Raw genomic sequence first — 25,338 nt, forward strand, 5'->3', positions numbered from 1 at the left:
TGAGCACCGATTCGAGCACAGGAGAATCGCACGCATGACGAACCCGGCCGAGAGACTGGTCGACCTGCTCGACCTGGAGCAGATCGAGGTCAACATCTTCCGTGGCCGCAGTCCCCAGGAGTCCCTCCAGCGGGTCTTCGGCGGGCAGGTGGCGGGCCAGGCGCTGGTCGCCGCGGGCCGCACCACGGAGGGCGACCGCCCGGTGCACTCGCTGCACGCGTACTTCCTGCGCCCGGGCCGGCCGGGCGTGCCGATCGTGTACCAGGTCGAACGGGTCCGGGACGGCCGGTCGTTCACGACGCGCCGGGTCACGGCCGTGCAGCAGGGCCGCACGATCTTCAATCTCACCGCCTCCTTCCACAAGCCTGAGTTGGGAGCTTTCGAGCACCAGCTGCCGCCGGCCCGGGAGGTGCCGCACCCGGAGACGCTGCCGACGCTGGCCGAGGAGATCCGCAAGCACCTGGGCGAACTCCCCGAGCAGCTGGAGCGGATGGCCCGCCGCCAGCCCTTCGACATCCGCTATGTCGACCGGCTGCGCTGGCACCCCGAGGAGATAAAGGGCGCCGAACCGCGCAGTGCGGTGTGGATGCGCGCGGTCGGACCGCTGGGCGACGATCCGCTGGTGCACACCTGCGCGTTGACCTACGCCAGCGACATGACCCTGCTGGACGCGGTACGGGTCCCCGTCGAGCCCCTGTGGGGGCCGCGCAACTACGACATGGCCTCGCTGGACCACGCCATGTGGTTCCACCGGCCGTTCCGGGCGGACGAGTGGTTCCTGTACGAGCAGGAGTCCCCCATCGCCACGGGTGGCCTGGGCCTGGCGCGCGGGCGGGTCTACGACCTCGAGGGGCGGCTGCTGGTCTCGGTGGTCCAGGAAGGGCTTTTCAGGGCCTTGTAGATCCAGTCGCGCAGGCCGCGGGAGGTCCTCGGCCGCACCGGGTGCGGGAGCCGGGGTGCGGGTCCCGGGGTCTGCGGGGCGGGTCCCGAGGTCTGGGGAGCGGGTCCCGAATTCCGGGAGGTCGGTCCCGAGGTCTGGGGAGCGGGTCCCGATGTCCGGGGGGCGGGCCCGTGGTTTCGCGGTTCGAGGTGTGGCACGGGACCGGCGGCGCGGGCGGCCGCGACCGCCTGGGTGAGTTCGCTGCGGAGCCAGTCGATCTCGTCCGGCTCGTCCGCCGTCATGAGCTCCTCGGCGAGTTGCGCGGTGGGCGAACCGGGTGCGCCGTGGGCGGGCGGCGCGGGCCGCAGCGTCCGCACGTATGCGCGTTCGTGAGGGTCCGTGAGCAGGTGGTCGATCTCGCCGGGATCCAGGAACGCGGCCACCGCTCCGGCTCGCGCCCAGGGTCCGTCGGCCTGCCGCAGCAGAAATCCGCGGTGGCGGCCGCGCCAGTTGCGGGCCCGCCGGTCGACGCCCGTGCGCAGCAGCTCGCGCAGTTCCTGGGGGGTGCGGCCGGTGAGCAGCCGGGTGTTCCGTTCGTCGGCCGTGAACTGCCGTAGTTCCTCGGCCAGATAGAGCCAGACCACGGCCCGGTAGCGGTTCGGGTACCACGTGACGGGAGTGATCAGACCGAGCCTGGCGAAGCGGGTGAACCGGGCCGCCGGGATCCCCATCAGGGCCGCGCTCTCGGCCGTGCCCGCGGCTTTCACGCTCTCGCGGAGGGAGTCGGTGCGGGCGAGGAGGCGGTCGATCTCGGTCCGTGGGACGCGGCGGCCCCCGCCTCCCTCGTCGGGCACCGTGCGGATCCGCCCGAGGTGTACCGCGAGGTCGAACTCACGCCGCCTGAGGCCCAGTTCACGGGCGGCTCGGCTGGGTGCGCAGGTGAGCGGGCGGGTCTGGGTGAGGATGGTGCCGGACATGGTCGTTCTCCCCCGTGGAGCGGGTGGCCGACGCCGGGTGCGCTGGCCGTGGAAAAGACCGTAGCCGCTCGGGCGAACCTCGTGGCGGGCCTGTGGATAACTCCACGGACGAGATGAAATACCAGGTCAGAGGTCTATCGCGGAGGAGCGCTCCGGTTGCCGGGCGTCCACGCCGAGATGTTCGCCGACGCGGTTGACGAGCAGTGTCATCTCGTAGGCGATCTGGCCGATGTCGGCCTCGGCGCCGCTGAGGACGCACAGACAGCTGCCGGTCCCGGCGGCGGTGACGAACAGCACCGCCTCGTCGTACTCGATCATCGTCTGCCGGACCTGGCCGGCGCCGAAGTGGCGTCCGGAGCCCTTGGCGAGGCTGTGCAACCCGGAGGCCACGGCGGCCAGATGCTCCGCGTCCTCCCGGCGAAGGCCCGTGCTGGCCCCGGTGACCAGCCCGTCGTTCGACAGGACCAGCGCGTGTCGTACGTGTTCCACGCGCTCGGTCAGGTCGTCGAGCAGCCAGCCGAGTCCCTGGTTCTGCGCCATGTCGTAGCGTCTCCCCGCGTGCCGTTCCCCCTGGCTGGAGGATCTCCCCGCCAGCCTTCCCCACCACCGGCGTCCGGGCAAGGAGGATGGGCGCATGGCAGAGAAGATGACCGACGAGGAATGGCGGGCGTTCGTCTCGCACGGCACCCGCACCGGCAAGCTGTCCACCGTGAACGCCGACGGCAGCCCGCATGTGGCCCCGATCTGGTTCCTGCTGGACGGGGACGATCTGGTGTTCAACACGGGCAAGGACACCGTGAAAGGGCGCAATCTCACCCGTGACGGGCGTGTCGCGCTCTGCGTGGACGACGACCGGCCCCCCTTCCACTTCGTGGTGCTGAACGGTCGCGCCCGGCTGTCCGAGGAACCGGGCGAGCTGCGCGATTCGGCCACCCGGATCGCCGCCCGCTACATGGGAGAGGACCGCGCCGAGGAGTTCGGTGCCCGCAACGGCGTCCCGGGCGAGCTGTTGGTCCGGGTCGCCGTGGAGAAGGTGGTGGCGTTGAAGGACCTCACCGGCTGAGGCTCAGCCGACCGAGTCGAGCAGCCGGGCGGTGTGCACCCGCCCGGCGTACTCGACGACCCGGATCAGCACCTCCTTGCCGGAGTCCCGGTCGCGGGCGTCGCAGAGGACCACGGGCGTGCCGGGGTCCAGGTCCAGGGCACGGCAGACGTCGGGCGCGCCGTACGTCCGGGCGCCGGTGAAGCAGTTGACGGCGACGACGAACGGGATGTGCCGGTGCTCGAAGTAGTCGACCGCCGGGAAGCAGTCCTCCAGACGGCGGGTGTCTGCGAGGACGACCGCGCCGAGGGCGCCCTGTGACAACTCGTCCCACAGGAACCAGAATCGGTCCTGGCCCGGGGTGCCGAAAAGGTACAGGGAGAGTCCGGAGCGGATGGTGATGCGTCCGAAGTCCATGGCGACGGTGGTGGTGACCTTCTGGTCCACACCGTCCGTGTCGTCCACCGACTGTCCGGCCTCGCTGAGCATCTCCTCGGTGCGCAGCGGCCGGATCTCGCTGACGGCGCCTACCAGTGTCGTCTTGCCGACGCCGAAGCCGCCGGCGACCAGGATCTTGAGCGCCATGGCCGACGTGTCGTCGGCGGCGGGTTCGGAGTACTCGAGGACCATGATCACTTCTCTCGGGAGGGCGAAAGCCGCTCGGGGAGGCGGGAGGCTCGGGGCGGGGGGCTCGGGGGCGAAGGGCTCGGGGGCGAAGGGCTCGGGACGGAGTGCTCGGGGGCAGGGGCTCGGGACGGAGTGCTCGGGGGCAGGGGCTCGGGACGGAGGACTTCGGGGCGGGTGACTCAGGGCGCGAAGCCAGCATCATCGCAACCCCGCTGTCCCGGTGGGTGGTTGGACCGGAACGTATCTCTTCTGAACGGCTCGGGCCCGGTTGGTTCCGGATGCTCGTCTACAGTGCCCGCAATCCCTCGATGACCTCGCGCAGAATCCGTTCGTCGGGAAGCTGGGCCGGTGGCACCGGACGGCTCACGGTGACGCGCCCCAGCTCCAGCAGGTCTCCCAGCAGCACCCTGACCACCCCCACGGGCAGGTCGGCGCCGGCGGCGAGTTCGGCGACGGACTGCGTCTCGGTCCGGCACAGGTCGACGAGCGAGCGGTGTTCCGGGCCCAGCGTGGTGTCACCGTCGGCGTCGGCCCCGCCCGGGTCGAGCGTGACCAGGGCGATCAGGTCGAACCGCACCCCGGTGGGCCCGGACCTGGTGCGGCCGCCGGTCATGGCGTAGGGACGGACCAGCGGCCCGGCCTCGTAGTCGTACCACTGGCTGCCCGGCTCGCGCGGGGCGCCGGTCGTGTGCTCGTTCATCGGGGGCGCTCTTCCGGCTCCGCCGGTTCATCCGGCCGCGGGCGGCCGGCCGGCCACGCGCGGCGCGGTGTACAGGTGCTCGCCGACCCGCTTGACCAGGCGAGCCATCTCGTAGGCGACCAGGCCGATGTCGGCGGTGACGGCGGTGAGCACGGCGAGACAGGAGCCGTCGCCCGCGGCGGCCACGAAGAGGAAGGCGTCGTCCATCTCGACCATCGTCTGGCGTACGCCACCCGCCCCGAAGTGCCGTCCGGCGCCCTTGGCGAGGCTGTTGAAGCCGGAGGCCACGGCGGCGAGGTGGTCGGCGTCCTCGCGCCTGAGACCGGTCGAGGCGCCGACGGCGAGACCGTCGTTGGACAGCACCACGGCGTGCCGTACTTCGGTGACGCGCAGCACCAGGTCGTCCAGCAGCCAGTCGAGTTCGCCGGAACGGCGGTCCGCCGTCGTTCTCGGGTCCTGGATCATGCGCGGTCTCCTTCGGTGCTGTCGGGACCCGCTCCGGGCTCCGGGGTGGATATGCGGCCGGGCCGTCTGCCGCCGCCACGCGCCCAGCCGTCGCGGTAGGCCGTCATGCGGTCGCGGACGAGTTCGGGGGTGCGCTCGCCGCCCCGGCGGGCGGGCGCGGGTTCGTGGGCGCGGGGATCGCGCAGCTGGGGGGCGAGGTGCGCCTGCCGTACCCGACGCGGGAGGTCGTCGTCGCCGGGGCCGCCGGAGCCGGTGGAGGGGGCGGAGGCGGTGATGGGGGCGGAGGCGGTGGAGGGAGCTGAAGCGGCGGAGGAGGCGGAGGGGCCGGACGAAGCGACGGGACCGGACGAGGCGACGGGGGCTGAGCCGTGCGGTGGGTGGTGCGGCCTCAAGGCGGTGACTCCGGGTGGCGTCGGTTCGGGTGCTGCGTGCGGTTGTCCGGACGCGAGCCGAGGGCGTCCCGGCGTGCGGTGCGGTGGTTCGGACGCGGGGTGCGCGGCGAAGGGGGCGGTGACGGCCAGGGTCGGCCGGCCGGCCGGAGCGCCCTCGGTGACGGCGGTGCCGGGCACGCGCGCGTGGACGGCCGCCGGTCCCTCGTCGGTATCGGCCGTCGGACGCGCGGAGCCCTCATGCGAGCCGCTGTGCAGCAGGGCCTTCGGCAGCAGGACGACCGCGGTGGTGCCCCCGTACGGGGAGGTGCGCAGATGCACCTTGATCCCATGGCGGGCCGCGAGCCTGCTGACCACGAAGAGGCCGAGCCGGTCACTGTCGAACAGGTCGAGCGCCTCGGACTGCTCGATGCGCCGGTTGGCCTCGGCGAGGGTCTCCTGGCCCATGCCGAGGCCTCGGTCCTCGACCTCCAGGGCGTAGCCGTTGCCGACGGGTTCACCGGTCACGCGCACGCGGGTGTGCGGCGGCGAGAACTGGGCGGCGTTCTCGACGAGTTCGGCGAGCAGATGGGTGAGGTCGGCCACGGCAGCGCCGACGACGGCCGCCTCGGGGAACTGCCGTACCTCCACGCGCGCGTAGTCCTCGACTTCGGACACCGCGGCGCGCACCACGTCGGTCAGCGACACGGGCATCCGCCAGGCCCGGCCCGGGGCGGCTCCGGAGAGGATGATCAGACTCTCGGCGTGGCGCCGCATCCGGGTGGTGAGGTGGTCGAGGCGGAAGAGGTCGCTGAGTTCGTTGGGGTCGTCGGAGCGGCGTTCCATGCTGTCCAGCAGGCTGAGCTGGCGGTGGACCAGGATCTGGCTGCGCCGGGCCAGGTTGACGAAGACACCCGAGATGCCGCTGGCGAGTTCGGCGCGTTCCACGGCGGCGCGCAGGGCGGCGCGGTGCACGGTGCCGAGGGCCTCGGCGACCTGTCCGGTCTCGTCCTCGGCGGGCGGGCCGGGGGGTGCCTCGGCACGGACGTCGATCTCCTCGCCGGCCCGCAGTCTGCGCATCGCCTCGGGCAGTTTGCGGCGGGCGATCTCCAGGGCGTCGTTGCGCAGGCTCACCAGCTCGACGACCAGGCCGCGTCCGATGCGCACGGAGATGACGAGTGAGGCGGCCACGGCGATCAGGCCGAGCAGGACGGCGGCACCGGCCGGGGTGAGCAGACCGCGTGCGAACGGATCGGCCCGGCCCGCGACCGCGCGGCTCGTGGCCGTCTGGACGTCCCGCATGCCGTCCCGCACGTGCGCGTGCGTGGTGTTCCAGTCCGTCTCAGGTACCGCGGCGAGCGCCCTGGCTCCGGGGCGGCTCGCGAGGATCTTGTCCTCGGCAGCGGTCAGCGCGGTGTAGTCGTGGCCGTCGGCGAGCCGGCGCCAGGCGGCGCGCTGGCTGTCGGGCAGGTCGGTGGCGGCCGTGTCCACGAGGACGCGGCGGGTGTCCACGGCGCCGGTGAACAGCCGCAGCCGCGCGCCGTCGAGGCCGCCGGCCGGGCGGGCTCCGGCGAGCACCGCGTCTTCCTGGGCCAGCGCCTCTCCCGCGCGGGAGAGTTCGAGCAGCACGCGCGCGTCGGAGCCCATGTCGTCCGCCTGGATGCCGGAGAGGGCGCCGTCCACGGCGAAGGCGGCGTCGACGGTCCCGGTGTACCGCGCGTAGGTCTCCGCCCAGCCGGCGCCGCGGTCTCGCACCGCCGTCCGCAGCGTGCGCAGCCGCTCGGCGGAGGTGACGAAGGTCCTCAGCCGCTGGGCGACGCCGGACGGCAGTTCCTCGCTGTCGGCGACGGTGCCGTCCTTGCCGAGACGCAGCCGGGCCACGGCCTGATCGGTGCGTGCCGCCAGTCCTCCGAGGTCGCCGTCCGGTTCGGAGGCGGGGTCGGTCGCGTACCGCACCGCTGCGGTTCGCTCTGCCTGGAGGGCGGCCACTGCGGTGGCGACCGGGGTCCGCAGCGTGGCGTCGACGCGCTGGGACTGACGCAGCCGCGCGACGTCCTGTGCCGTGGTGACCGTGGCGTACGCCCATAGGGCGAGCAGGGACATGACCGGGACCATGAGCAGGCAGACCACCTTGGCCCGCACGGTCCGGGGGCGGATCCGCCAGCCTCCCGCGCGCGTGGACGCGTCGTCCGCCGCGGTGCCGGCGGCGTCGTCGTCCGGTTCGTCGGCGGGTGGTCCGGCGTGCGCACGACGGCCGCGCGGGGGTGGCACGGAGGATGTCTCCAGGTCTGCCGTGGGGGTCCTACGGGGTGTACGCATGGCCTCCTCGCTCCTCAGGAAGGTGTCGGTGCCGGATCAGCGGGCGGTGCCCGTGACGGGCCGCTGGGCCGAGGCGGAGGCCTCGCGTTCCCGGGCCGTGGGCGAGAGCGCGACGAAGGCCGAGGTGAGGAACAGGTACGAGCCGAGGCCGACGGCGAGCGGGAAGATGAACTGCATCGCGGTGGCCCCGCGCAGGGGTGAGCCGGAGGGCGTCACGTGCACGCTGACCGCGAACATCCCGGTGTAGTGCATGCTGCTGACGGCCGCTCCCATGACGAGGGAGGCGAGGGTGACCGCGACGGGCGAGCTGATGTTCAGCGCCGCCCACAGGGCCGCGGTCGCGGCGACCACGGCGATGAGGACCGAGAGCGCCACGAGCACCGGGTCGTAGCGCACGTCGCCGTGCAGCCGTACGGCCGCCATGCCGAGGTAGTGCATGCTGGCGACGCCCACTCCGGTGGTGAGTCCGCCCAGCAGCAGGGCCCGGCCGCGGTCGCGGCCGTAGCCGACGGCGAAGACGCCGGCGCTGACCACGACGACGGCGACGACCAGGCTGAGGATGGTCAGCGGCACGTCGTAGCGGATGTCGGTGCCGCTGACGCCGAAGCCGAGCATGGCCACGAAGTGCATGGTCCAGATGCCGGTGCCGATCGCGGAGGCCGCGGTGAACAGCCAGTTGCGGCGTGCCCGACCGGTGCTGCCGAGCGCGCGGACGGTGCAGCGCAGCCCCAGCGCGGCGCCTATGCAGGCCATGACGTACGACAGCACGGGGGTCAGCCAGCCGAAGGTGGCGTGGTCCAGGTGTCCCATGGCTCAGGGACGCTAGGGGGCACGGGAGCACAAAGGGGGCGCAGTTCGAAAGGTGCCGCAATATGACGCAGAGATGTGCGGGAACGATCGCGTCCGGCTCGAACGTGCGCGCAGGGTCGTCCTCCGTGTCGGTGAGGGATCATGCGGAGCATGAACGACGACCACACGCATGTCCGGGAGTTCTTCACCGCGCGGGCGGCCGACTGGGACGGCAGGTTTCCTGACGACGGTCCCGCCTACGCCGCCGCCGTCGCCGCTCTCCGGCTGCGCGAGGGCGACCGGGTGCTCGACGCGGGCTGCGGCACCGGACGGGCCCTCCCGCCGCTGCGCGCCGCCGTGGGGCCCTCGGGCACGGTCCTCGGGGTGGATCTGACCCCGGCGATGCTGGAGGCCGCGGTGCGGGCCGGCCGGGGCCGTGACGGGCGGTTGCTGCTGGCCGACGTCGCCGCACTGCCGGTGCGGTCGGGGTCCCTCGACGCGGTGTTCGCCGCGGGCCTCATCGCCCATCTGCCGAGCCCCGCCGAGAACCTGCGGGAGCTGGCGCGGGTGGTCCGCCCAGGCGGTGTCCTCGCCCTGTTCCACCCCATCGGCAGGGCGGCCCTCGCGGCGCGCCACGGCCGGCAGATCACGCCGGACGACCTGCGCGCGGAGGGCAGTCTCGGCCCGCTGCTGGCCGGCGCGGGCTGGCGCATGACCTCGTACGTGGACGAGGACGCCCGGTTCCTGGCGCTGGCGGTGCGCGAGGTTAGCCGGCGACAACCGCGGCGAAGGCGTCGGGGTTGTCGAACATGACGTTGTGCCCGGCGCCGGGCACCGTGACGACCCGCACCCCGGACGCCTCCAGGCGGTCCCGACCGGGCAGTTCACCGCTGAGCTCACCCTGGAGGTAGACACGGTCGATCACCAGCCCTTCCAGGAGGGTGCGCATGACCGGGTCGGAGCCGCGTCGGAGACCCACGGCGCTGCGGTGCAGTGCGCGCGGGTCGGCGAGCCGCATGGTCGCCGCCCACAGCGGCCCCACCGCGGCGAGCATGCGCGCGTGGCCTCTGTCGACGAAAGCGTCCTCCTCGTAGGCGGCGATCACACGACTGCCCGCTGACTTCGGCGGATGCGCGTCCAGGTTCGCCTCGGTGAGCACCAGTCTCGAGACCAGCTCCGGTCGCCGGTGGGCGAGAACGACGGCGACGGAACCGCCCATGCTGTGCGCGATCAGCTCGGCGCCGGTGACACCGGCCTCGTCCAGGGCCGCGGCCAGCGCGTCGGCGTGGTCCCCCAGGGTGTAGCCGAAACCCGTGGGCCGGTCGCTGATGCCGTGGCCGGGCAGATCCACGAAGAGGCTGCGCCTGCCGACCAGTTCGGAGCGTGCCGCGATGTGCGCGTGGTACACCGTGGACGCCGCCCCGAGCCCGTGGACGTACACCCGCGCGGGTTCCGCCCCCGGTGTCTCCGTCCACCGGATGCGACTCCCCCTGCCGTCGAACTCGGCCTGCCGCACAGCACCCTCCTTGATGACGTCACCGCCACGACCCGTCCCGGCGGGGCATCCTGACCATTGCCCGCGCCCGGCCGCGCGACACCGCCGTCACCCGCGAGGCCGAGGCCTGCTGAGACGCCCTGGCGGATGCCTTCTTCTGTCACCGGGGCTTCAACCCTACGTTCGACGGGGGATGACCCTAGTTCCGAGACGACAGTCGGCAGGGGGAAGGTGGTCCGCGTGTTCGAACAGATCCGCAGGTACGCAGGCAGGTTCCGTGGCGCCGAACGAACCGGCGGTGCCGAGGTGCCGCAGCGGCGTGAAAAGCGTGCGCACAACTTGTTCGAGGCGGCGGCCACCTATGTCGCGGCCCGCGCGGAGGACGACCAGGACCGGCTGGAGGAGGCGTCCGGCTGGGTGTCGCCGGAGGCGCTGTCGTTCGGGGTGAGCGAGCTGGCGTGCCGGGCCGTCGTCGCGCTGGCCCGGGAGCGTGACCAGTCGCCGCGGACGGTGGCGCGCGACCTCCTGGGGCTGCCGGTCGCCTGACCCGCCGGTGCCGCACCGAGGTCGTTTTCGTCCGGTCCCGGTGGAAAACTGCAGCTCCGCATGTGGGGCCGGTCGTGACAACGGGCTTCCCGTCGCACTAGGGTGCGCGCCGTTGGACGAACCACTGGGGAGGCAGGGATGGCCGGGACCGACGAGGAGGCCGTCGACGCCGCGGACGAAGCGCTGTACGTGCTGACGGCGGTGCTGCTGACGCCGGCGCAGTTTCCGAGCGTGCTGGGCGACGACTATCCGGAGGCCTGCGCGGCTCTGGAGCTGGCGCCGCGCGCCGACGGCTACGGCCTGGTGCTCGGCCAGGACGGCGAGGGCGCCCGCTGGACGGTCGTCATCGACGACGTCTCGCTGGTCGCCGTCGCGATCGCGTCCTGGGACTGCGGCATGGAGTACGACCTTTCGCCGGACGAACGCACGGTGGTCGCGGCCCTGCCGGGCTGGCCGCTCGCGGTCGCCGTGGCGGCCCCCAACGTGCCCGCGCCGCACGATCCCGCCCCGGACGTGGCGGACCGGGCCGCGCTGACACCGCCGGACACCAGCACCTGGGGCCCGGCACAGCGGCGGCTGGGCGCGGACGAGATCGCCCTGCAGTGGGCGATCTGGCGGGAGCAGATCGGCGCGGACTTCTTTCCGGCACCCGCGGCCGGAGCCGCGCAGGCCGCCGAGGAGACCCCGGAGAAGGCCCCGGAGGACGCTGGGGCGGCCCCCAAGGGTCATCTCGGCATCCGGCGCGTACTGGCCGAGGCGCGGGCCTATGTGGACGCGCCTCCGCCGCTGGGCCGGGTCCGCTCGTCCTTCGCCCCGGGTGACGCCCGTACGCTGCGCGCCGACGGCCCCGGCTGGTCGCTGGTGGCCCGCACCGACGACATCGCGTTCGTGCTCCTCGACGAGGAGCCGGGCGAGGTGCTGCCCGTCGGCCGGGGTTCCGAACTCCCCGGCCTGCTGGAAGCCCTCGACAAGATGGCCGTGCGGCCCCTCTGAGGCCTCTCGGACCGCACCCGGCCGGCCGGCGCGCCGGCCGGGATCGCGGCCCCGGCCGCACGGCTCAGCGGCCGATCTCCTTGCGCGTGATCCGGCGCAGCCTGCGCCGCTGCGAGGGGTCGAGCGTGAGGTACGCGGCCACCGGTACGCCCACCACGATCAGGAACGCCACCCACCAGGGCAGCCATATCAGCAGGATGAGCCCGACCGCCACACCCCCTGCGGCGATCTTCGCGTTCTTCGACATCGGCGTCGCCTCCTTCGCGGCCCTTGCCGCTCTCTGATCTGAAAACGGGCCCGCGCCTCGCACGGTTCCGGACCGCGACCCTGAGACATCCCTGACGTGCGCCCCCTACTGGCTCCGGACGGCTCCGACCGTCGAAGGAACCCGAGCCCCAAGCGGACCAGGAGCACCATCAGTCGAACAGGTTGTGAAGTGGCCTGGTTCCCAGCGTAGCGACCGCCGCCCACCCCACGGAGGCCTCGACCGAAAGACCGGCAGACAGGGCTGCGCGGGGGCGGAATCCGGCAGTCCGCCGCCGGTGGGCCGGAAACCGATGATCCGCCGAGTGGCGGTCGCCCGCCGTTCACCGACCGGTCGCGCGGCGTTCCCCGTGAGGCCCAACTCTGGCCGCTGTCCATGAACTTGCCACCAGGAGGACCGATGTCCCCGCACGCCACCGGCAGCCGCCGCGTCCACCGCCTCGCCGCGACGGGCCTGCCGCTGGCCCTGGCCGCCGCCCTCGTGGCGGCGGGCACGGCCACCGCCACACCGTCCGGACCTGCGCACGTCGTTCGCACGGCCACCCTCGGCGACATCCCGCTCGGCACCTTCAGCAACGCGCTGCTGCGGGGCAGCGTGGACGACGACCGGGGCATCGACCTCGGCGGCATCGGCAGCGACCTCTACCCGGCCGGCCACAAGGGCGAGTACTGGACGATCACCGACCGCGGCCCCAACGGCCAGATCAAGGTCGACGGCAAGAAGCGCCGGACCTTCCCGGTGCCCGGTTTCGACCCGGCGATCGTGAAGGTCCGGGTCACGGGTGACCGGGTCGAGGTGATCGACGCGATACCGGTCACCACCTCGTCGGGCAAGGCCGTCACCGGGTTGTCCAACCAGGCGGGCCGGGACGAGGCGCCGTACTCCTACGACGCGCGGACCGCCCTGTCGTACAACCCGAACGGCCTGGACACCGAGGGCATCGTCCGCGCGGACGACGGGAGTTTCTGGCTCGTCGACGAGTACGGCCCCTCGCTGGTCCACGTCTCCGCGCGCGGGAAGGTGCTCACCCGCTATGTGCCCGAGGGGCTGAACCTCACCGGTGCCGACTACCCGGTGGTCGAGGCGCTGCCGTCGGTCTTCCTGCACCGGAAGGTCAACCGTGGTTTCGAGGGCCTGGCCCTGCTCCCCGGTGGGGACCTGGTGATGGCGCTGCAGAGCCCGCTCTCGCTGCCCGACGGGGACGCCGGGGACGCCTCCCGCACGACCCGTCTGCTGCGGTTCTCACCGCGCAAGAAGGCGGTCACCGCCGAGTACGCCTACCGCTTCGACCCGGTGAACGTGGTGGACCCGAGCGAGGACGACACGTCCGAGCTGAAGATCTCGTCGATCGTGGCGGTCGGCGGCGACCGCCTGCTGGTCGAGGAGCGCACCGACAAGGCCGCACGTCTGGAGGTGGTGAAGCTGGACCGCCGGTCCGACATCCTCGGCGGCGCCTACGACGACAACACCACCTCTCCGTCGCTGGAGCAACTGGACGACCCCGCCGCAGCCGGTGTCCCGGTGCTCGGCAAGCGTCTGCTGGTCGACCTGAACACGGTGCCCGGGGTGCCCCTGAAGATCGAGGGCGTCGCGCGCGTGGACCACGACACGCTCGCCCTCATCAACGACAACGACTTCGGGATGACGGACGGCGCGGGCGCGTTCGACGCGCAGGGGCGCCTCGTCGACAGCGGCATCGAGACGACCCTGGTGTACGTCCGGCTGCCCAAGGGGCTGTAGCTAGCCCAGCAGTGAGGGCAGTATCGACCCCAGGTCGCTGGGCAGTTCGCTGGGCAGTCCGCTCGGCAGGTTTGAGGGCCACTGTGAGGGGAGTTCGCTCGGCAGCCGCGACGGCAGGCTGCTGGGCAGCTCCGTCGGCAGGCTGAAGGAGGGCCGGGCCGGACCCGAGGTGCCCGGGCTGCTCGTGGTGGGTTTCCCGCCGGGTGAACCGTCACCGCCGGACGCCATCAGGACGACGACGGCGACCGCCACGGCGGCCACCAGCACGACCAGCACGGCGAACAGCGGCCCCCTGCGCCTGCGGGGCGGCGGCTCGGGCGGATACGACGACGTCCAGCCGACCGCGGTGGGTGGCTCGCGGCTCCCCCGCGGCGGGCCGTAAGTCCCGCCGGGCGACGGCCCGTATCCCCCGTACGGAGGCGGGTCGTCGTCCCCGTACGGGGGCGGCGTGGGCTCCGGCGGGCCCGGGGGTCGTGGCGGTACGGGTGGCATGGCCATACCGCCAAGAGTCACCCCGTACCGGTCATCGCGCGAGCCCCGCACGGCAGTTGACACGGACTCATACCGTGGACCGGACGATTCCGGAGCATTTCCCGCGAGAAGCGGTCCGGCGGGAACACAGAACGACACGCGCGCGGGCGGGCGTCCCTCGCGAAACGGCCCGCACGCGCGCGTACCGGTCTCAGCCGCGGGCGCCCAGCAGGTGGTCCATCGCCAGCTGGTCGAGCTGCTCGAAGGCCATGCCGCGCGCGGCGACCGCCTCCGCATCGAACTCCTCGAAGGCCGAGCTGTCGGCGAGGAGTGCCTGGAGACCGTCGGCGGCCGTCGGCACGGCCAGCTGGTCCAGCCGAGAGGCGCGCAGGGCCTCCTGGACCGCCGGGTCGGCGCGGAAGGCGGCCGCGCGCTCCTTGAGGATGAGGTAGTTCCGCATGCAGCCGGCGGCCGACGCCCACACGCCGTCGAGGTCCTCGGTCCGCGGCGGCTTGAAGTCGAAGTGCTTCGGCCCCGCGTAACCGGCGCTCTCCAGGAGGTCGACCAGCCAGAAGGCGGCGCGCAGGTCGCCGGCGCCGAAGCGCAGGTCCTGGTCGTACTTGATGCCGGACTGGCCGTTGAGGTCGATGTGGAAGAGCTTGCCCGCCCACAGGGCCTGCGCGATGCCGTGCGGGAAGTTCAGGCCGGCCATCTGCTCGTGGCCCACCTCGGGGTTGACGCCGTACAGCTCGGGGCGCTCCAGCCGCTCGATGAACGCGAGGGCGTGGCCGACGGTGGGGAGCAGGATGTCGCCGCGCGGCTCGTTCGGCTTGGGCTCGATGGCGAAGCGCAGGTCGTAGCCCTGGGAGGTGACGTACTCGCCGAGGAGGTCGAAGGCCTCCTTCATGCGGTCGAGGGCGACCCGCACGTCCTTGGCGGCGCCGGACTCGGCGCCCTCGCGGCCGCCCCAGGCGACGTAGGTCTTGGCGCCCAGCTCCGCGGCCAGGTCGATGTTGCGGATGGTCTTGCGCAGCGCGTAGCGGCGGACGTCACGGTCGTTCGCGGTGAACGCGCCGTCCTTGAAGACCGGGTGCGTGAAGAGGTTGGTGGTGGCCATCGGGACCGTCATGCCGGTCGCGTCGAGGGCCTGGCGGAAGCGCTTGATGTGCGATTCGCGCTCGGTGTCGGAGGACCCGAACGGGATCAGGTCGTCGTCGTGGAACGTCACACCGTAGGCGCCCAGTTCGGACAGGCGCTGCACGGTCTCGACCGGGTCGAGGGCGCGCCGGGTGGCGTCGCCGAACGGGTCCCTTCCCTGCCAGCCGACGGTCCACAGGCCGAAGGTGAACCTGTCCTCGGGGGTGGGCTGGAAGCTCATGCCGCGGCTCCTTGCTTGATGCCTGTGCTTGGTGGGTGTGCTCGACGGCGGTCGGCACGTTTGTCGGGCCGACTATTTCGTCATGGCCGTTTACAAATTAGTATGCCGACGCATCCCTGGGAAGGGTCACCCTGTCCCCAAGGGATGAAAACCGGGTCGCGACACCCCGGTGAACCAGGAAACCCGCAGGTCAGGCAAGTCGCTAGGCGCGGAAAAAGGGAGAGCCCGATGTCAGCAGCCGAGGGTCCGCTCGTCGTCGGCGTGGACACGTCCACCCAGTCCACCAAGGCGCTGGTGGTCGACGTGTCCACCGGACAGGTCGTGGCGAGCGGCCAGGCGCCGCACACCGTCTCCTCGGGGGCGGGCCGGGAGAGTGATCCGCGCCAGTGGTGGGACGCCCTGTGCGAGGCGCTGCGCCAGTGCGGTGACGCGGCGCACGAGGCGGCGGCCGTGTCGATCGGCGGGCAGCAGCACGGTCTGGTCACGCTGGACGAGCGGGGCGAGCCTGTGCGGCCCGCGCTGCTGTGGAACGACGTCCGTTCGGCGCCCCAGGCGCGGCGGCTGATCGAGGAGCTGGGCGGCCCGAAGGCCTGGGCGGAGCGCACCGGCAGTGTGCCGGGGGCGTCGTTCACGGTCACCAAGTGGGCCTGGCTGGCGGAGCACGAGCCGGAGGCGGTGCGGGCGACCAGGGCCGTACGGCTCCCCCACGACTACCTCACCGAGCGGCTGACCGGGCAGGGCACGACCGATCGCGGTGACGCGTCCGGCACCGGCTGGTGGGCGTCGGCGACCGAGGCGTACGACGCGGAGACGCTCGCGCACGTGGGGCTGGATCCGGCGTTCCTGCCCCGCGTGGTGCGGCCGGGTGAGGTCGCCGGCACCGTCCGCGACAGCCACGACCTGCCGTTCTCCAAGGGCACCCTGGTGGCCCCCGGTACCGGCGACAACGCGGCGGCGGCGCTGGGGCTCGGGCTGCGTCCCGGCACCGCCGTGCTGAGCCTCGGCACCTCCGGCACGGTGTACGCCGTGTCGAAGCACCGCCCCGCCGACCCGACCGGCACGGTGGCGGGCTTCGCCGACGCGCACGGCGACTGGCTGCCGCTCGCCTGCACGCTGAACTGCACCCTCGCCGTCGACCGGGTCGCGGCCCTGCTCGGCCTGGACCGGGAGGCCGTCGAGCCGGGCACCTCGGTGACCCTGCTGCCCTACCTGGACGGCGAGCGCACCCCGAACCTGCCGAACGCCTCCGGGCTGCTGCACGGCCTGCGCCACGACACCACCGGCGGCCAGCTCCTCCAGGCCGCCTACGACGGGGCGGTGCACGCCCTGCTGGGCGCCCTGGACCTGGTCCTGGACGCGGACGCCGACCGGACCACCCCGCTGCTGCTGATCGGCGGCGGCGCCCGCGGCCGCGCCTGGCAGGAGACGGTACGGCGGCTGTCGGGACGCCCGGTGCAGGTCCCGGAGGCGAAGGAACTGGTCGCCCTGGGCGCGGCGGCCCAGGCGGCCGGACTGCTGACCGGCGAGGACCCGGCGGCGGTGGCGCGGCGCTGGCACACGGCGGCAGGACCGGTGCTGGACGCGGTGGAGCGGGACGACGCGACGCTGAGCAGGATCTCCGGGGTACTCTCCGACGCGGCCCCGCTGCTGGAGCGGACGCCTCAGGACCGCTGACCTGCCCCGGACCTGCCCACGGAGTCCAGAGGATCGATGGAGGCATGACCGCACCGCTGCACGAGGCCCGTTCCACGACGACCGGCCGTGCCCTGCCGGACACCCAGCAGGGCATGCGCCGGCGCAACCTCGCGCGCGTGATGCACGCGGTCAGCGCCGAGGGTTCACTGTCGCGGGCCGCGGTCGCCTCGCGCATCGGGCTGACCAGGGCGGCGGTGTCCACCCTGGTGGACGAGCTGATCCGCTGGGGGCTCCTGGAGGAACTGGGCCCCGAGCGGCCCAGCCGGGTGGGGCGGCCCGGCTCGGCCCTGGCGGTGAGCGGGCGCGGCCCGGCCGGGATCGGCGCGGAGGTCGGCGTCGACCACCTCGCCGTGTGCGCGGTGGATCTGCGCGGCGAGGTACGCGCGCGTGCCGAGCGGCACGGCACGAACCGCGGCCGGGACCCGCGTCCGGTGGTCGGGGAACTGACCGCGCTGGTCCGCCAGGTGGTGACGGAGGCGGAGCAGGAGGGTCTGTGGCCGGCCGGTCTCGCGGTCGCCGTTCCCGGCCTGGTCGCCCGCGACGGGCACACCGTCGCGCACGCCCCGAACCTCGACTGGCACGACACCGACCTCGGCGTGCTGCTGCCCGCGGGGCTCCCGCTGACAGTGGACAACGAGGCCAACTTCGGTGCGCTGGCCGAGCTGTGGCTCGGGGACGCCACGCCACGGGACTTCCTGCACGTGTCCGCGGAGATCGGTATCGGCGCCGCCGTCGTCGTGGACGGCCGGCTGCTGCGCGGCAAGCGCGGTTTCGCGGGCGAACTCGGCCATGTGCCGGTCCGCCCCGACGGCCCGCGCTGTGCCTGCGGCGGACGCGGCTGCCTGGAGCAGTACGCCGGTGAGGAGGCGGTGCTGCGCGCGGCTGGCCTCGAGTCCCGCGAGGACGCGGTGGGTCTGCTCGCGCGGCGGGCGGGCGAGGACCACGAAGGGGTACGGCGGGCCCTGTACGACGCCGGTACGGCCCTCGGCATCGCCCTGACCGGCGCGGTGAACCTGCTCGACCCCGAGTCGGTGGTGCTGGGCGGCGCCTTGTCCGGTCTCGCGCCGTGGCTCCTGCCGGCTCTGGAAGCCGAACTGTCCGACCGCACGACCGGCCCCGTCTGCCCGGTCTCCGTCTCCCGTCTGGGCCCCGAGGGGCCCCTGCTGGGTGCGGCCCACTCGGTGGTCCGAGCCGTCCTGGACGATCCGGCCACGGTGGCGGAACGGGTCTGACCATCCGGCCACGGTGGCGGAACGGGTCTGAGGCGGCCACGGCCGCGAGGCCTGTGTCCTTCGTGCGGGTGGTTCACGATCACCACGCCGTGGGGAGTCACCTCTGAGGTTCGTCGGACTCCGGGGAGGTGCGCGTGGCCGAGTGGGTTCCCCGCGCGGAATGGATCAGGACCCAGCCGCAGGCGCTCATCGCCTCATGCGTGGTCATGCTGGACGAACGCGATCGCGTCCTGCTGCTGCGCTACGGCCCCGGTCAGCCGTGGTCGGGCAGGTGGTGGCTGCCCGGCGGGATGCTGGACCACGGTGAGGATCCCTGGACGGCGGCGCGGCCGGAGATGCTGGAGGAGACCGGTATCGCCCTCGGTCCGACGCCCCGGCTGATCGGCATCGACCACCGTGCGGACGTGCTCGGCACCGGACCGGTTCTGGACTGCTTCTTCCACGGCGGGCTCTTCACCGACGGGACGGAGGTGCGGCTGAGCGACGAGCACGACCGGTACGCGCTGGTTCCCGTGGCGGAGTTGACGGACGTGCCTCTCGCGGCGCCTCTGCCGACGCTCCGCGCCCTGCACTCGGCGGCGAACGCGGGTTCGTTCGCCTATCTCCGCGAGGGCGCCCCCGGCTGAGGCGCCCGCCGCCTGCCGCCGCTCGCCTTCACCTGGTCGCCCTCACCCGTTCGTGTGGCGAGGTTTTCCACAACACCCGTGCCGTCCACGGAACCGTCGGGCGCTCTTCTGCCCAACCCTTCGGCGCCGTACCGTCATTCACGCGAGGCATCCGCCGGATCGGTGGAAACACGCACGTCAGGGGGAGGACGTATGTCGGCAGAGGTGGCCGTGGGGCTGCGACGGGACGCGGTCGGGCTGCGGGAGGTCCTGTTCCAGAGCGTCACGGCGATGGCACCCGCCGCCGCTGTCGCCGCCTCCATCCCGTCGGGGGCGGCGTTCGCCGGCGGCAGTCTGCCGCTGGCCGTGCTGATCGCTCTGGTGGCCTGTCTGTTCACCGCGTCGTGCGTCGCCGAGCTGGCACGCGAGTTACCGGCCGCCGGGTCCGTGGCCACCTACGCGGCACAGGGCCTGCACCCGGCCGTGGGGTTCCTGGTCGGCTGGGGTTATGTGTTCGTGGAGGCGCTGGTGCCGCCGTTGCTGCTGCTCCAGCTCGGCTTCACCACGGCGGGCACCCTGCACGACGAGTGGGCCTCCTACCCGGCGGACCTGTGGTGGCCGTGGTCGCTGGTGGGCGCCGCCGTCATCGGTGTCGCCGGATATCTGGGGGTGCGCGCATCGGCGCGCTTCGGGACGGTGCTCGGGGTCTTCGAGATCGCGGTCTTCCTGGTCTTCGCCGGCTGGCTGGTCGTCAGGGCCGGCAGTCACAACACCCTGTCCGTCTTCGGTACCTCGCACACGGCACAGGGGTACGGCGGGGTCAGCGGGGTCTTCGCCGGTTCCGTCTACACCGTGCTGGCGTTCGCCGGGTTCGAGGCGGCGGCGCCGCTCGCCGAGGAGACCCGCGACCCGCGCCGCACGATGCACCGCGCGGTGCTCGGCGCGGCCCTGGGGATCGGTCTGTTCTACGTGGTGACGACCTATGCGATGACGGTGTACTTCGGGCCGGACCGGTTCGCCTCCTTCGGAGCGGCGGGCGAGGCGTCCTGGGAGGGCGTCGCCCGCGCGTCCTTCGGGCTCTTCTGGGTCCTGGTGTTCCTCGCGGTGGTCAACTCCACGATCGCCAACGCCAACGCGAACGCCAACGTGTCCACACGGACCGCCTTCGCACTGGCCCGGATCCGGGTCCTCCCACGCGTCCTCGCCACCCTCCACCCGCGGTACCGCTCCCCCGTCGCAGGCATCGCGGCCCAGACGGTCGTGGCGGTGGGGGCCGCCCTAGGGCTGGGCTTCGGCTACGACCCGGTGACCGCGTTCCTGCTGCTGGCCACGGTGATCGTCACGGTCGTCGTCGGCGTCTACATCGTCGTCAACCTCGCCTGTGCGGGCTACTTCCTGCGCCGTGGCCGCGCGGCCCTCAGGCCGGTACGGCACCTGCTCCTTCCGGTGCTGGGGATCGTGGCCTTCGTGCCCGCCCTGCTCACCGCGGCCGGCCTGCCCGCCTTCGACTTCGTGACGAAGCTGACCGCACCGGTGTCGTACGCGGGCCCGGTGGTCGGCGTCTGGATGGCGGCCGGAGCAATCGTGCTGCTGGTGCTGATACGACGTCACCCCGAGCGCATAGCCGAGACGGCGCGCGTCCATCTCGACGAGGACCACCCCCATGCCGGCGACCCGCAGAACGGAGCCGTACCACGATGACCGAGCCCCGCATCCTCACCGTCCGTCCCGGGCCGGGCGACTACGCGTGGACGTTCGGCGGGGCCCCGCCGGTCGCGCGGATCACGCCCGGCACGGTCCTCGACCTGTACACGGAGGACTGCTTCGCGGGACGGGTGAGGTCCGAGAAGGACCTGGTGTCCGAGGTGTGCGAGTTCCCGTTCCTGAACCCGCAGACCGGCCCCTTCCACATCGAGGGCGCGGAGCCGGGCGACACCGTCGCTGTGCACTTCGTGTCGGTCGAACCGACCCGGGACTGGGCGGCGTCCACGACGGTCCCGCTCTTCGGCGCGCTGACCTCCACGCACGCCACGGCGACCCTTCAGCCGCCGTTGCCGGAGAAGGTGTGGATCTGGCAGCTGGACCGCACCCGGCGCACGGCTCTGTTCCGGGCGCACGAGGGCGACATCGAGCTGGAGCTGCCGCTGGACCCCATGCACGGCACGGTCGGAGTGGCCCCCGCCAACCTGGAGGTGCGCTCGGCCCTGGTGCCCGACGCCCACGGAGGCAACATGGACACGCCCGAGATGCGGGCCGGTGTCACCTGCTACCTCGGGGTCAACGTGGAGGGCGCGCTGCTCAGCCTCGGTGACGGGCACGCCCGGCAGGGCGAGGGCGAGACCTGCGGGGTGGCCGTGGAGTGCGCGATGAACACCGTCGTGATCGTCGAACTGCTGAAGGGGATCACCACCGCCTGGCCCCGGCTGGAGTCGGACACGCACATCGTCTCCACGGGGTCGGCGCGCCCGCTGGAGGACGCCTTCCGGATATCGCAGCTCGACCTGGTGCAGTGGCTGGTGCGCGACTACGGCTTCGGCGAGCTCGACGCGTACCAGTACCTGACCCAGACGGTGGAATCGCCGTTGGCCAACGTGTGCGACACCAACTACACCTGTGTGGCCAAGCTCCGCAAGGAGTGGCTGCCCGCGCGCGAGACTTACCGCGGACTGCACGCGCGGCTGCGCGAGACGGCGGCGGCCCTGCGCCGCTGACCGTCGCCCCTCGACTCCTCGTGCCTCGCGCACGCTTCCGAAAGGCACCCATGGCCCGGCCACGACCGCTCCCCAGCAGGCGGCGGCTCCTGAGGGGCGCGGCCCTCGCCGTCGTCCCGTACGCGCTGCTCCCCGAGACCCGCGCGGACGCGCGTACCGGGGTCGTCGACTACCCGACGGCGGAGTGGCAGGCCGCGAGCAGTGACAACCGCACGGCGGCGCTGCGCCCTGACGAGTACCGGATCGACCGCGTGATCATCCATGTCACCCAGCATGCCTACGCCGGCACCCTGGCCATTTTCGCGAACCCGAAGAAGCGGGTGTCCGCGCACTATCTGGTGCGCTCGCTGGACGGCCATGTCGCGCAGTGCGTGCGGGAGACCGACATCGCCTGGCACGCGGGGAACTGGGACTACAACACGCGGAGCATCGGCATCGAGCACGAGGGCTGGGTGGAGAGACCGGAGTACTTCACCGACGCCCTCTACACGGAGTCGGCGCGGCTGACGGCGTCGATCTGCGACCGGTACGGCATCCCGAAGGACCGGGAGCATGTGATCGGCCATGTCGAGGTGCCGGGGACCGATCACACGGATCCGGGCAGCCACTGGGACTGGACCCGGTACATGAAACTGGTCGACGTGTCCTCGGAGTGACGGCGGTCGCCCGGAGTGAGGGCGTTCGCCCGGAGTGACGGCGGTTTCCGGGAGCCGGGACGGTTCCCCCGATCGAGGGCGGTCGAAACGGTTGTCGGCGCGAACACCCCGAGTGACGATGTCCCCAGCCGCATCGCCGTCGGGGAGGCAGAGTTGTCCGATCCGTGGGTGGCCCTGGAACCGGGGGCCGACCCTGCCGAGCGCGTCCGGGTGCTGCGCCGGGCGCATGAGACGTTCACCATGGGAGGCACCGTGCCGCGCCCGGTGCGGTCCGTGGTGGCCGAGTCGTGGCGGCGCTCGGCGCGGGCCGGGGTGGGGCCGGACGGAACGGCGCACGTGGAGCTGATGGACGGCGACCTGGGGAGCTACCGGGCGGAGCATCCGCTCGCCAGGGTGATGCCGTTGTTCCGGGAGCTGATGGGGACGTTCGCGGCGGACGGCGAACACCTGCTGGCGGTGTGCGACGCGGACGGCAGGCTGCTGTGGGTCGAGGGGCATCCGGCGACCCGGCGGCGGGCGGACCTGATGAACTTCGTGCCCGGCGCGCGCTGGTCGGAGGCCGCGGTGGGGACCAACGCGCCGGGCACGGCGGTGGCGGTGGACCGGCCGGTGCAGGTGTTCGCGGCGGAGCACTTCATCCGCCGGGTGCAGCCGTGGACGTGCGCGGCGGCACCGGTGCACGATCCGCGGACCGGACGGGTGCTGGGTGCCGTCGACATCACCGGCGGCGACCGGCTGGCGCACCCGCACAGCCTGGGCTTCGTCCAGGCGGTGGCACGGGCCGCGGAGTCGCAGTTGGCGCTGCTGGATCCGCCGACGCCCGCCGACGAGGCGCCCGCGCTGACCGGGCTCGGCCGTGACGAGGCGGAACTCCGCCTGGACGGGCGGCGTCTGCGGCTCGGCCGCCGCCACAGCGAGCTGCTGATGCTGCTGTCCCGGCATCCGGAGGGCCTGACCGGCGACGAGTTGCTGTGCGCGCTGTACGAGGACGAGTCGGTGACACCGGTGACGCTCCGGGCGGAACTGGCGCGGCTGCGCAGGCTGTTGGGTCCCGGGCTGCTCGCCTCCCGGCCGTACCGGCTGACCGTTCCGGTCGAGTCGGACGCGGCCGTGGTGGAGCGGCGTCTGGAGACGGGAGCCGTGACGGCGGCGCTGGCGGCGTACCCGGGACCGCTGCTGCCGGGTTCGCAGGCCCCCGCGGTGGTGCGGCTGCGGCAGCGGCTGGCGGACGCGCTGCGGTCGGCGCTGATCGCGCGCCGCGACCCGGACCTGCTGGCGCAGTGGGCGCACACGCCGTGGGGCGAGGAGGACATCCAGGTGTGGCGGGCGCTCGCGGCGCTGCGGCCGACCGCCGTCGTACGGTCCCGACTGGCCGGACTGGAGGCGGAGTTGACGACTCCGACGCGCTGACCTGCGACGCAACGTGGGTGCAACGTCGGGCTCCGTAGCCTGCGCGCCGGAAGCTGCCCAACGGCGGGCAGCGCAGCTGCGAGGAGGCAGGCCACCATGACCCGTTACGCGGCGCCCGGCACCGAGGGCGCGATCGTCTCCTACCAGGCGCGCTACGACCACTTCATCGGCGGCGAGTACGTGCCGCCGGCCCGGGGGCAGTACTTCGAGAACCCGTCCCCGGTGAACGGGCAGCCGTTCACCGAGATCGCGCGGGGCACCGCCGAGGACGTGGAGCGGGCCCTGGACGCGGCGCACGCGGCGGCGCCGGGCTGGGGCCGGACCTCGGTGACGGAGCGTTCCGACATCCTCCTCAAGATCGCCGACCGGATGGAGGCCTACCTCGAACCGCTCGCGGTCGCCGAGAGCTGGGAGAACGGCAAGCCGGTGCGTGAGACGCTGGCCGCCGACATCCCCCTCGCCATCGACCACTTCCGCTACTTCGCGGGGGCGATCCGCGCGCAGGAGGGTTCGCTGGGCGAGGTCGACGACGACACCGTGGCGTACCACTTCCACGAGCCGCTGGGCGTCGTCGCGCAGATCATCCCGTGGAACTTCCCGATCCTGATGGCGACCTGGAAGCTGGCGCCGGCCCTCGCCGCCGGGAACGCGGTCGTCATCAAGCCGGCCGAGCAGACCCCCGCCTCCATCCACTACTGGATGAGCCTGATCGCGGACCTGCTGCCGCCCGGCGTGGTGAACATCGTCAACGGCTTCGGCGTGGAGGCGGGCAAGCCGCTGGCGTCCAGCCCGCGGGTGGCGAAGGTCGCCTTCACCGGGGAGACCACCACCGGGCGGCTGATCATGCAGTACGCCTCGGAGAACATCAAACCGGTCACGCTCGAACTGGGCGGCAAGTCCCCGAACATCTTCTTCGACGACGTCTGGGCGCACGACGACGACTTCCGCGACAAGGCCCTCGAAGGGTTCACGATGTTCGCGCTCAACCAGGGCGAGGTGTGCACCTGCCCGTCCCGGGCGCTCGTCCAGCGCGGCAACTACGCTGAGTTCATGGAGGCGGCGGTCGCCCGCACCCGCCTCATCAAGCCGGGCCACCCCCTCGACACCGACACGATGATCGGCGCGCAGGCCTCCAACGACCAGCTGGAGAAGATCCTCTCCTACCTGGACATCGGCCGGCAGGAGGGGGCGAAGATCCTCACCGGCGGCGAACGCATCGAACACGACGGTGAGTTGAAGGGCGGCTACTACGTCCAGCCGACCATCTTCGAGGGCGACAACCGGATGCGGATCTTCCAGGAGGAGATCTTCGGCCCGGTCGTCTCGGTGACCTCCTTCGACGACTTCGACGACGCCCTGAAGATCGCCAACGACACGCTGTACGGCCTCGGTGCGGGCGTCTGGACCCGCGACATCAACACCGCGTACCGCGCGGGCCGCGCGATCCAGGCGGGCCGGGTCTGGACGAACTGCTACCACGCCTACCCGGCGCACGCGGCGTTCGGCGGCTACAAGCAGTCGGGAATCGGCCGCGAGACACACAAGATGATGCTGGAGCACTACCAGCAGACGAAGAATCTACTCGTTTCGTACTCGCCGAAGAAGCTGGGCTTCTTCTAGAAGCACGGGAAAGGGCGCCTGAGCTGGGGAATCTCCCACCAGGCGCCCGTCTCGGCCACTGAGCCTTTTCCAACCTGTTCGCCGCGAGCGTGGTGCTCGGCTGGTCATGCACCTTCGGTGTCAAGTCGCTCCGCGGACTGGAGTAGGTACTCGGGCAGTTTCGAACTGGCCGCCAACACCTCGATGCCGATGAGGCGGCCCTGCTCGTCAAAGTCGAGGTTGATCATGCCGTCGACGTCCACTGGATCGCAGGGATACATGCGCGCGGACTTCACGCGGGCCTGCGGTTCGGTGAGGTATACGTACGCTGCGTTGACGGTCTTGTCGTAGGTGACTCTGACATCTGTCACGGTG

The 25,338-nt window shown here is 72.5% G+C and carries 26 protein-coding genes; 14 read left to right on the forward strand and 12 right to left on the reverse strand.

Annotated features, from left to right (window positions below):
* Positions 1-34 precede the first annotated feature (34 nt).
* Positions 35-901, forward strand: a complete 867-nt coding sequence (locus MB828_RS27760; protein WP_301650617.1) for an acyl-CoA thioesterase — start codon at positions 35-37, stop codon at positions 899-901.
* Here MB828_RS27760 and MB828_RS27765 read toward each other — a convergent pair.
* Together MB828_RS27765 and MB828_RS27770 are read right to left on the reverse strand one after the other, a co-directional pair.
* Positions 838-1,857 carry a DUF6397 family protein gene (locus MB828_RS27765; protein ID WP_301650618.1) on the reverse strand — a complete coding sequence of 340 codons (1,020 nt, stop codon included), beginning with the start codon at positions 1,855-1,857 and terminating at the stop codon, positions 838-840. The two genes, MB828_RS27760 and MB828_RS27765, sit on opposite strands and share 64 nt — an antisense overlap.
* Before the next feature lie 126 nt (positions 1,858-1,983).
* Positions 1,984-2,397: a roadblock/LC7 domain-containing protein gene (locus tag MB828_RS27770; protein WP_046730096.1), complete on the reverse strand. Its 414-nt coding sequence runs from the start codon at positions 2,395-2,397 to the stop codon at positions 1,984-1,986.
* A 94-nt stretch (positions 2,398-2,491) separates the two neighbouring features.
* On the opposite strand from MB828_RS27770, the gene MB828_RS27775 reads away from it, so the two are divergent.
* Positions 2,492-2,920, forward strand: a complete 429-nt coding sequence (locus MB828_RS27775) for a PPOX class F420-dependent oxidoreductase (protein ID WP_046730097.1) — start codon at positions 2,492-2,494, stop codon at positions 2,918-2,920.
* 3 nt (positions 2,921-2,923) lie between these two features.
* On the opposite strand, the gene MB828_RS27780 is transcribed toward MB828_RS27775, so the two are convergent.
* The 5 genes from MB828_RS27780 to MB828_RS27800 form a co-directional block, all read right to left on the reverse strand.
* On the reverse strand, positions 2,924-3,529 hold the full coding sequence (locus tag MB828_RS27780) for a GTP-binding protein (RefSeq protein ID WP_301650619.1): 606 nt from the start codon (positions 3,527-3,529) through the stop codon (positions 2,924-2,926).
* A gap of 283 nt (positions 3,530-3,812) precedes the next feature.
* The gene (locus MB828_RS27785; protein WP_301650620.1) at positions 3,813-4,226 is read right to left on the reverse strand and encodes a DUF742 domain-containing protein; all 414 of its coding nucleotides are present in this window, start codon (positions 4,224-4,226) and stop codon (positions 3,813-3,815) included.
* Between the two features lie 27 nt (positions 4,227-4,253).
* Positions 4,254-4,691, reverse strand: coding sequence for a roadblock/LC7 domain-containing protein (locus MB828_RS27790; protein ID WP_046730374.1), 438 nt, complete (start codon positions 4,689-4,691; stop codon positions 4,254-4,256).
* The gene (locus tag MB828_RS27795) at positions 4,688-7,378 is read right to left on the reverse strand and encodes a sensor histidine kinase (protein WP_301650621.1); all 2,691 of its coding nucleotides are present in this window, start codon (positions 7,376-7,378) and stop codon (positions 4,688-4,690) included. Before MB828_RS27795 ends, MB828_RS27790 begins: the two co-directional genes overlap by 4 nt.
* Before the next feature lie 36 nt (positions 7,379-7,414).
* A complete protein-coding gene (locus MB828_RS27800) occupies positions 7,415-8,188 on the reverse strand; it encodes an MHYT domain-containing protein (RefSeq protein ID WP_133024917.1) in 774 nt (257 codons plus the stop codon).
* Between the two features lie 150 nt (positions 8,189-8,338).
* Here MB828_RS27800 and MB828_RS27805 point away from each other — a divergent pair, with 150 nt between their 5' ends.
* A complete protein-coding gene (locus MB828_RS27805) occupies positions 8,339-8,980 on the forward strand; it encodes a class I SAM-dependent methyltransferase (RefSeq protein WP_301650622.1) in 642 nt (213 codons plus the stop codon).
* Here MB828_RS27805 and MB828_RS27810 read toward each other — a convergent pair.
* Positions 8,934-9,683, reverse strand: a complete 750-nt coding sequence (locus MB828_RS27810; protein ID WP_301650623.1) for an alpha/beta fold hydrolase — start codon at positions 9,681-9,683, stop codon at positions 8,934-8,936. The genes MB828_RS27805 and MB828_RS27810 overlap by 47 nt on opposite strands.
* A 219-nt stretch (positions 9,684-9,902) precedes the next feature.
* On the opposite strand from MB828_RS27810, the gene MB828_RS27815 reads away from it, so the two are divergent.
* Entirely contained in the window at positions 9,903-10,208 is a 306-nt protein-coding gene (locus MB828_RS27815) for a hypothetical protein (protein ID WP_430381438.1), read from the forward strand.
* Between the two features lie 138 nt (positions 10,209-10,346).
* Positions 10,347-11,201 (forward strand): hypothetical protein, encoded by an 855-nt coding sequence (locus MB828_RS27820; RefSeq protein ID WP_133024913.1) that lies wholly within the window; start codon positions 10,347-10,349, stop codon positions 11,199-11,201.
* Between the two features lie 64 nt (positions 11,202-11,265).
* Here MB828_RS27820 and MB828_RS27825 read toward each other — a convergent pair whose 3' ends face one another.
* Complete coding sequence (locus tag MB828_RS27825) at positions 11,266-11,448, reverse strand: hypothetical protein (RefSeq protein WP_046730381.1); 183 nt, start codon at positions 11,446-11,448, stop codon at positions 11,266-11,268.
* Positions 11,449-11,865: 417 nt separating this feature from the next.
* Between MB828_RS27825 and MB828_RS27830 the strand changes: the two genes are divergently transcribed.
* Complete coding sequence (locus MB828_RS27830) at positions 11,866-13,206, forward strand: esterase-like activity of phytase family protein (RefSeq protein WP_301650624.1); 1,341 nt, start codon at positions 11,866-11,868, stop codon at positions 13,204-13,206.
* Here the strand turns inward: MB828_RS27830 and MB828_RS27835 are convergent, their stop codons facing one another.
* Both MB828_RS27835 and xylA read right to left on the reverse strand, forming a co-directional pair.
* Positions 13,207-13,704, reverse strand: coding sequence for a hypothetical protein (locus MB828_RS27835; RefSeq protein ID WP_301650625.1), 498 nt, complete (start codon positions 13,702-13,704; stop codon positions 13,207-13,209).
* Positions 13,705-13,888: 184 nt separating this feature from the next.
* A complete protein-coding gene (gene xylA, locus MB828_RS27840; protein WP_133024910.1) occupies positions 13,889-15,055 on the reverse strand; it encodes a xylose isomerase in 1,167 nt (388 codons plus the stop codon).
* 228 nt (positions 15,056-15,283) lie between these two features.
* Here xylA and xylB point away from each other — a divergent pair, with 228 nt between their 5' ends.
* From xylB to adh, 8 genes are all read left to right on the forward strand, one after another.
* Positions 15,284-16,729 (forward strand): xylulokinase, encoded by a 1,446-nt coding sequence (gene xylB, locus MB828_RS27845; protein ID WP_046730384.1) that lies wholly within the window; start codon positions 15,284-15,286, stop codon positions 16,727-16,729.
* A gap of 44 nt (positions 16,730-16,773) precedes the next feature.
* Positions 16,774-17,982, forward strand: a complete 1,209-nt coding sequence (locus MB828_RS27850) for an ROK family transcriptional regulator (protein ID WP_301650626.1) — start codon at positions 16,774-16,776, stop codon at positions 17,980-17,982.
* A 134-nt stretch (positions 17,983-18,116) separates the two neighbouring features.
* On the forward strand, positions 18,117-18,608 hold the full coding sequence (locus MB828_RS27855; RefSeq protein ID WP_301650627.1) for an NUDIX hydrolase: 492 nt from the start codon (positions 18,117-18,119) through the stop codon (positions 18,606-18,608).
* Positions 18,609-18,800: 192 nt separating this feature from the next.
* The gene (locus tag MB828_RS27860; RefSeq protein ID WP_301650628.1) at positions 18,801-20,288 is read left to right on the forward strand and encodes an APC family permease; all 1,488 of its coding nucleotides are present in this window, start codon (positions 18,801-18,803) and stop codon (positions 20,286-20,288) included.
* Positions 20,285-21,298, forward strand: a complete 1,014-nt coding sequence (locus tag MB828_RS27865) for an acetamidase/formamidase family protein (RefSeq protein WP_301650629.1) — start codon at positions 20,285-20,287, stop codon at positions 21,296-21,298. Before MB828_RS27860 ends, MB828_RS27865 begins: the two co-directional genes overlap by 4 nt.
* A 50-nt stretch (positions 21,299-21,348) precedes the next feature.
* Positions 21,349-21,954 (forward strand): N-acetylmuramoyl-L-alanine amidase, encoded by a 606-nt coding sequence (locus tag MB828_RS27870; RefSeq protein ID WP_301650630.1) that lies wholly within the window; start codon positions 21,349-21,351, stop codon positions 21,952-21,954.
* Between the two features lie 153 nt (positions 21,955-22,107).
* Complete coding sequence (locus tag MB828_RS27875) at positions 22,108-23,364, forward strand: GAF domain-containing protein (RefSeq protein WP_301650631.1); 1,257 nt, start codon at positions 22,108-22,110, stop codon at positions 23,362-23,364.
* A 96-nt stretch (positions 23,365-23,460) separates the two neighbouring features.
* Positions 23,461-24,984: an aldehyde dehydrogenase gene (gene adh / locus MB828_RS27880; protein WP_301650632.1), complete on the forward strand. Its 1,524-nt coding sequence runs from the start codon at positions 23,461-23,463 to the stop codon at positions 24,982-24,984.
* Between the two features lie 104 nt (positions 24,985-25,088).
* Here the strand turns inward: adh and MB828_RS27885 are convergent.
* A partial coding sequence (locus MB828_RS27885; RefSeq protein WP_301650633.1) for a DUF2283 domain-containing protein occupies positions 25,089-25,338 on the reverse strand: 250 nt, incomplete at its 5' end.

The organism is Streptomyces arenae, assembly GCF_022343545.1.
Classification (GTDB): Bacteria; Actinomycetota; Actinomycetes; order Streptomycetales; family Streptomycetaceae; genus Streptomyces; species Streptomyces humi.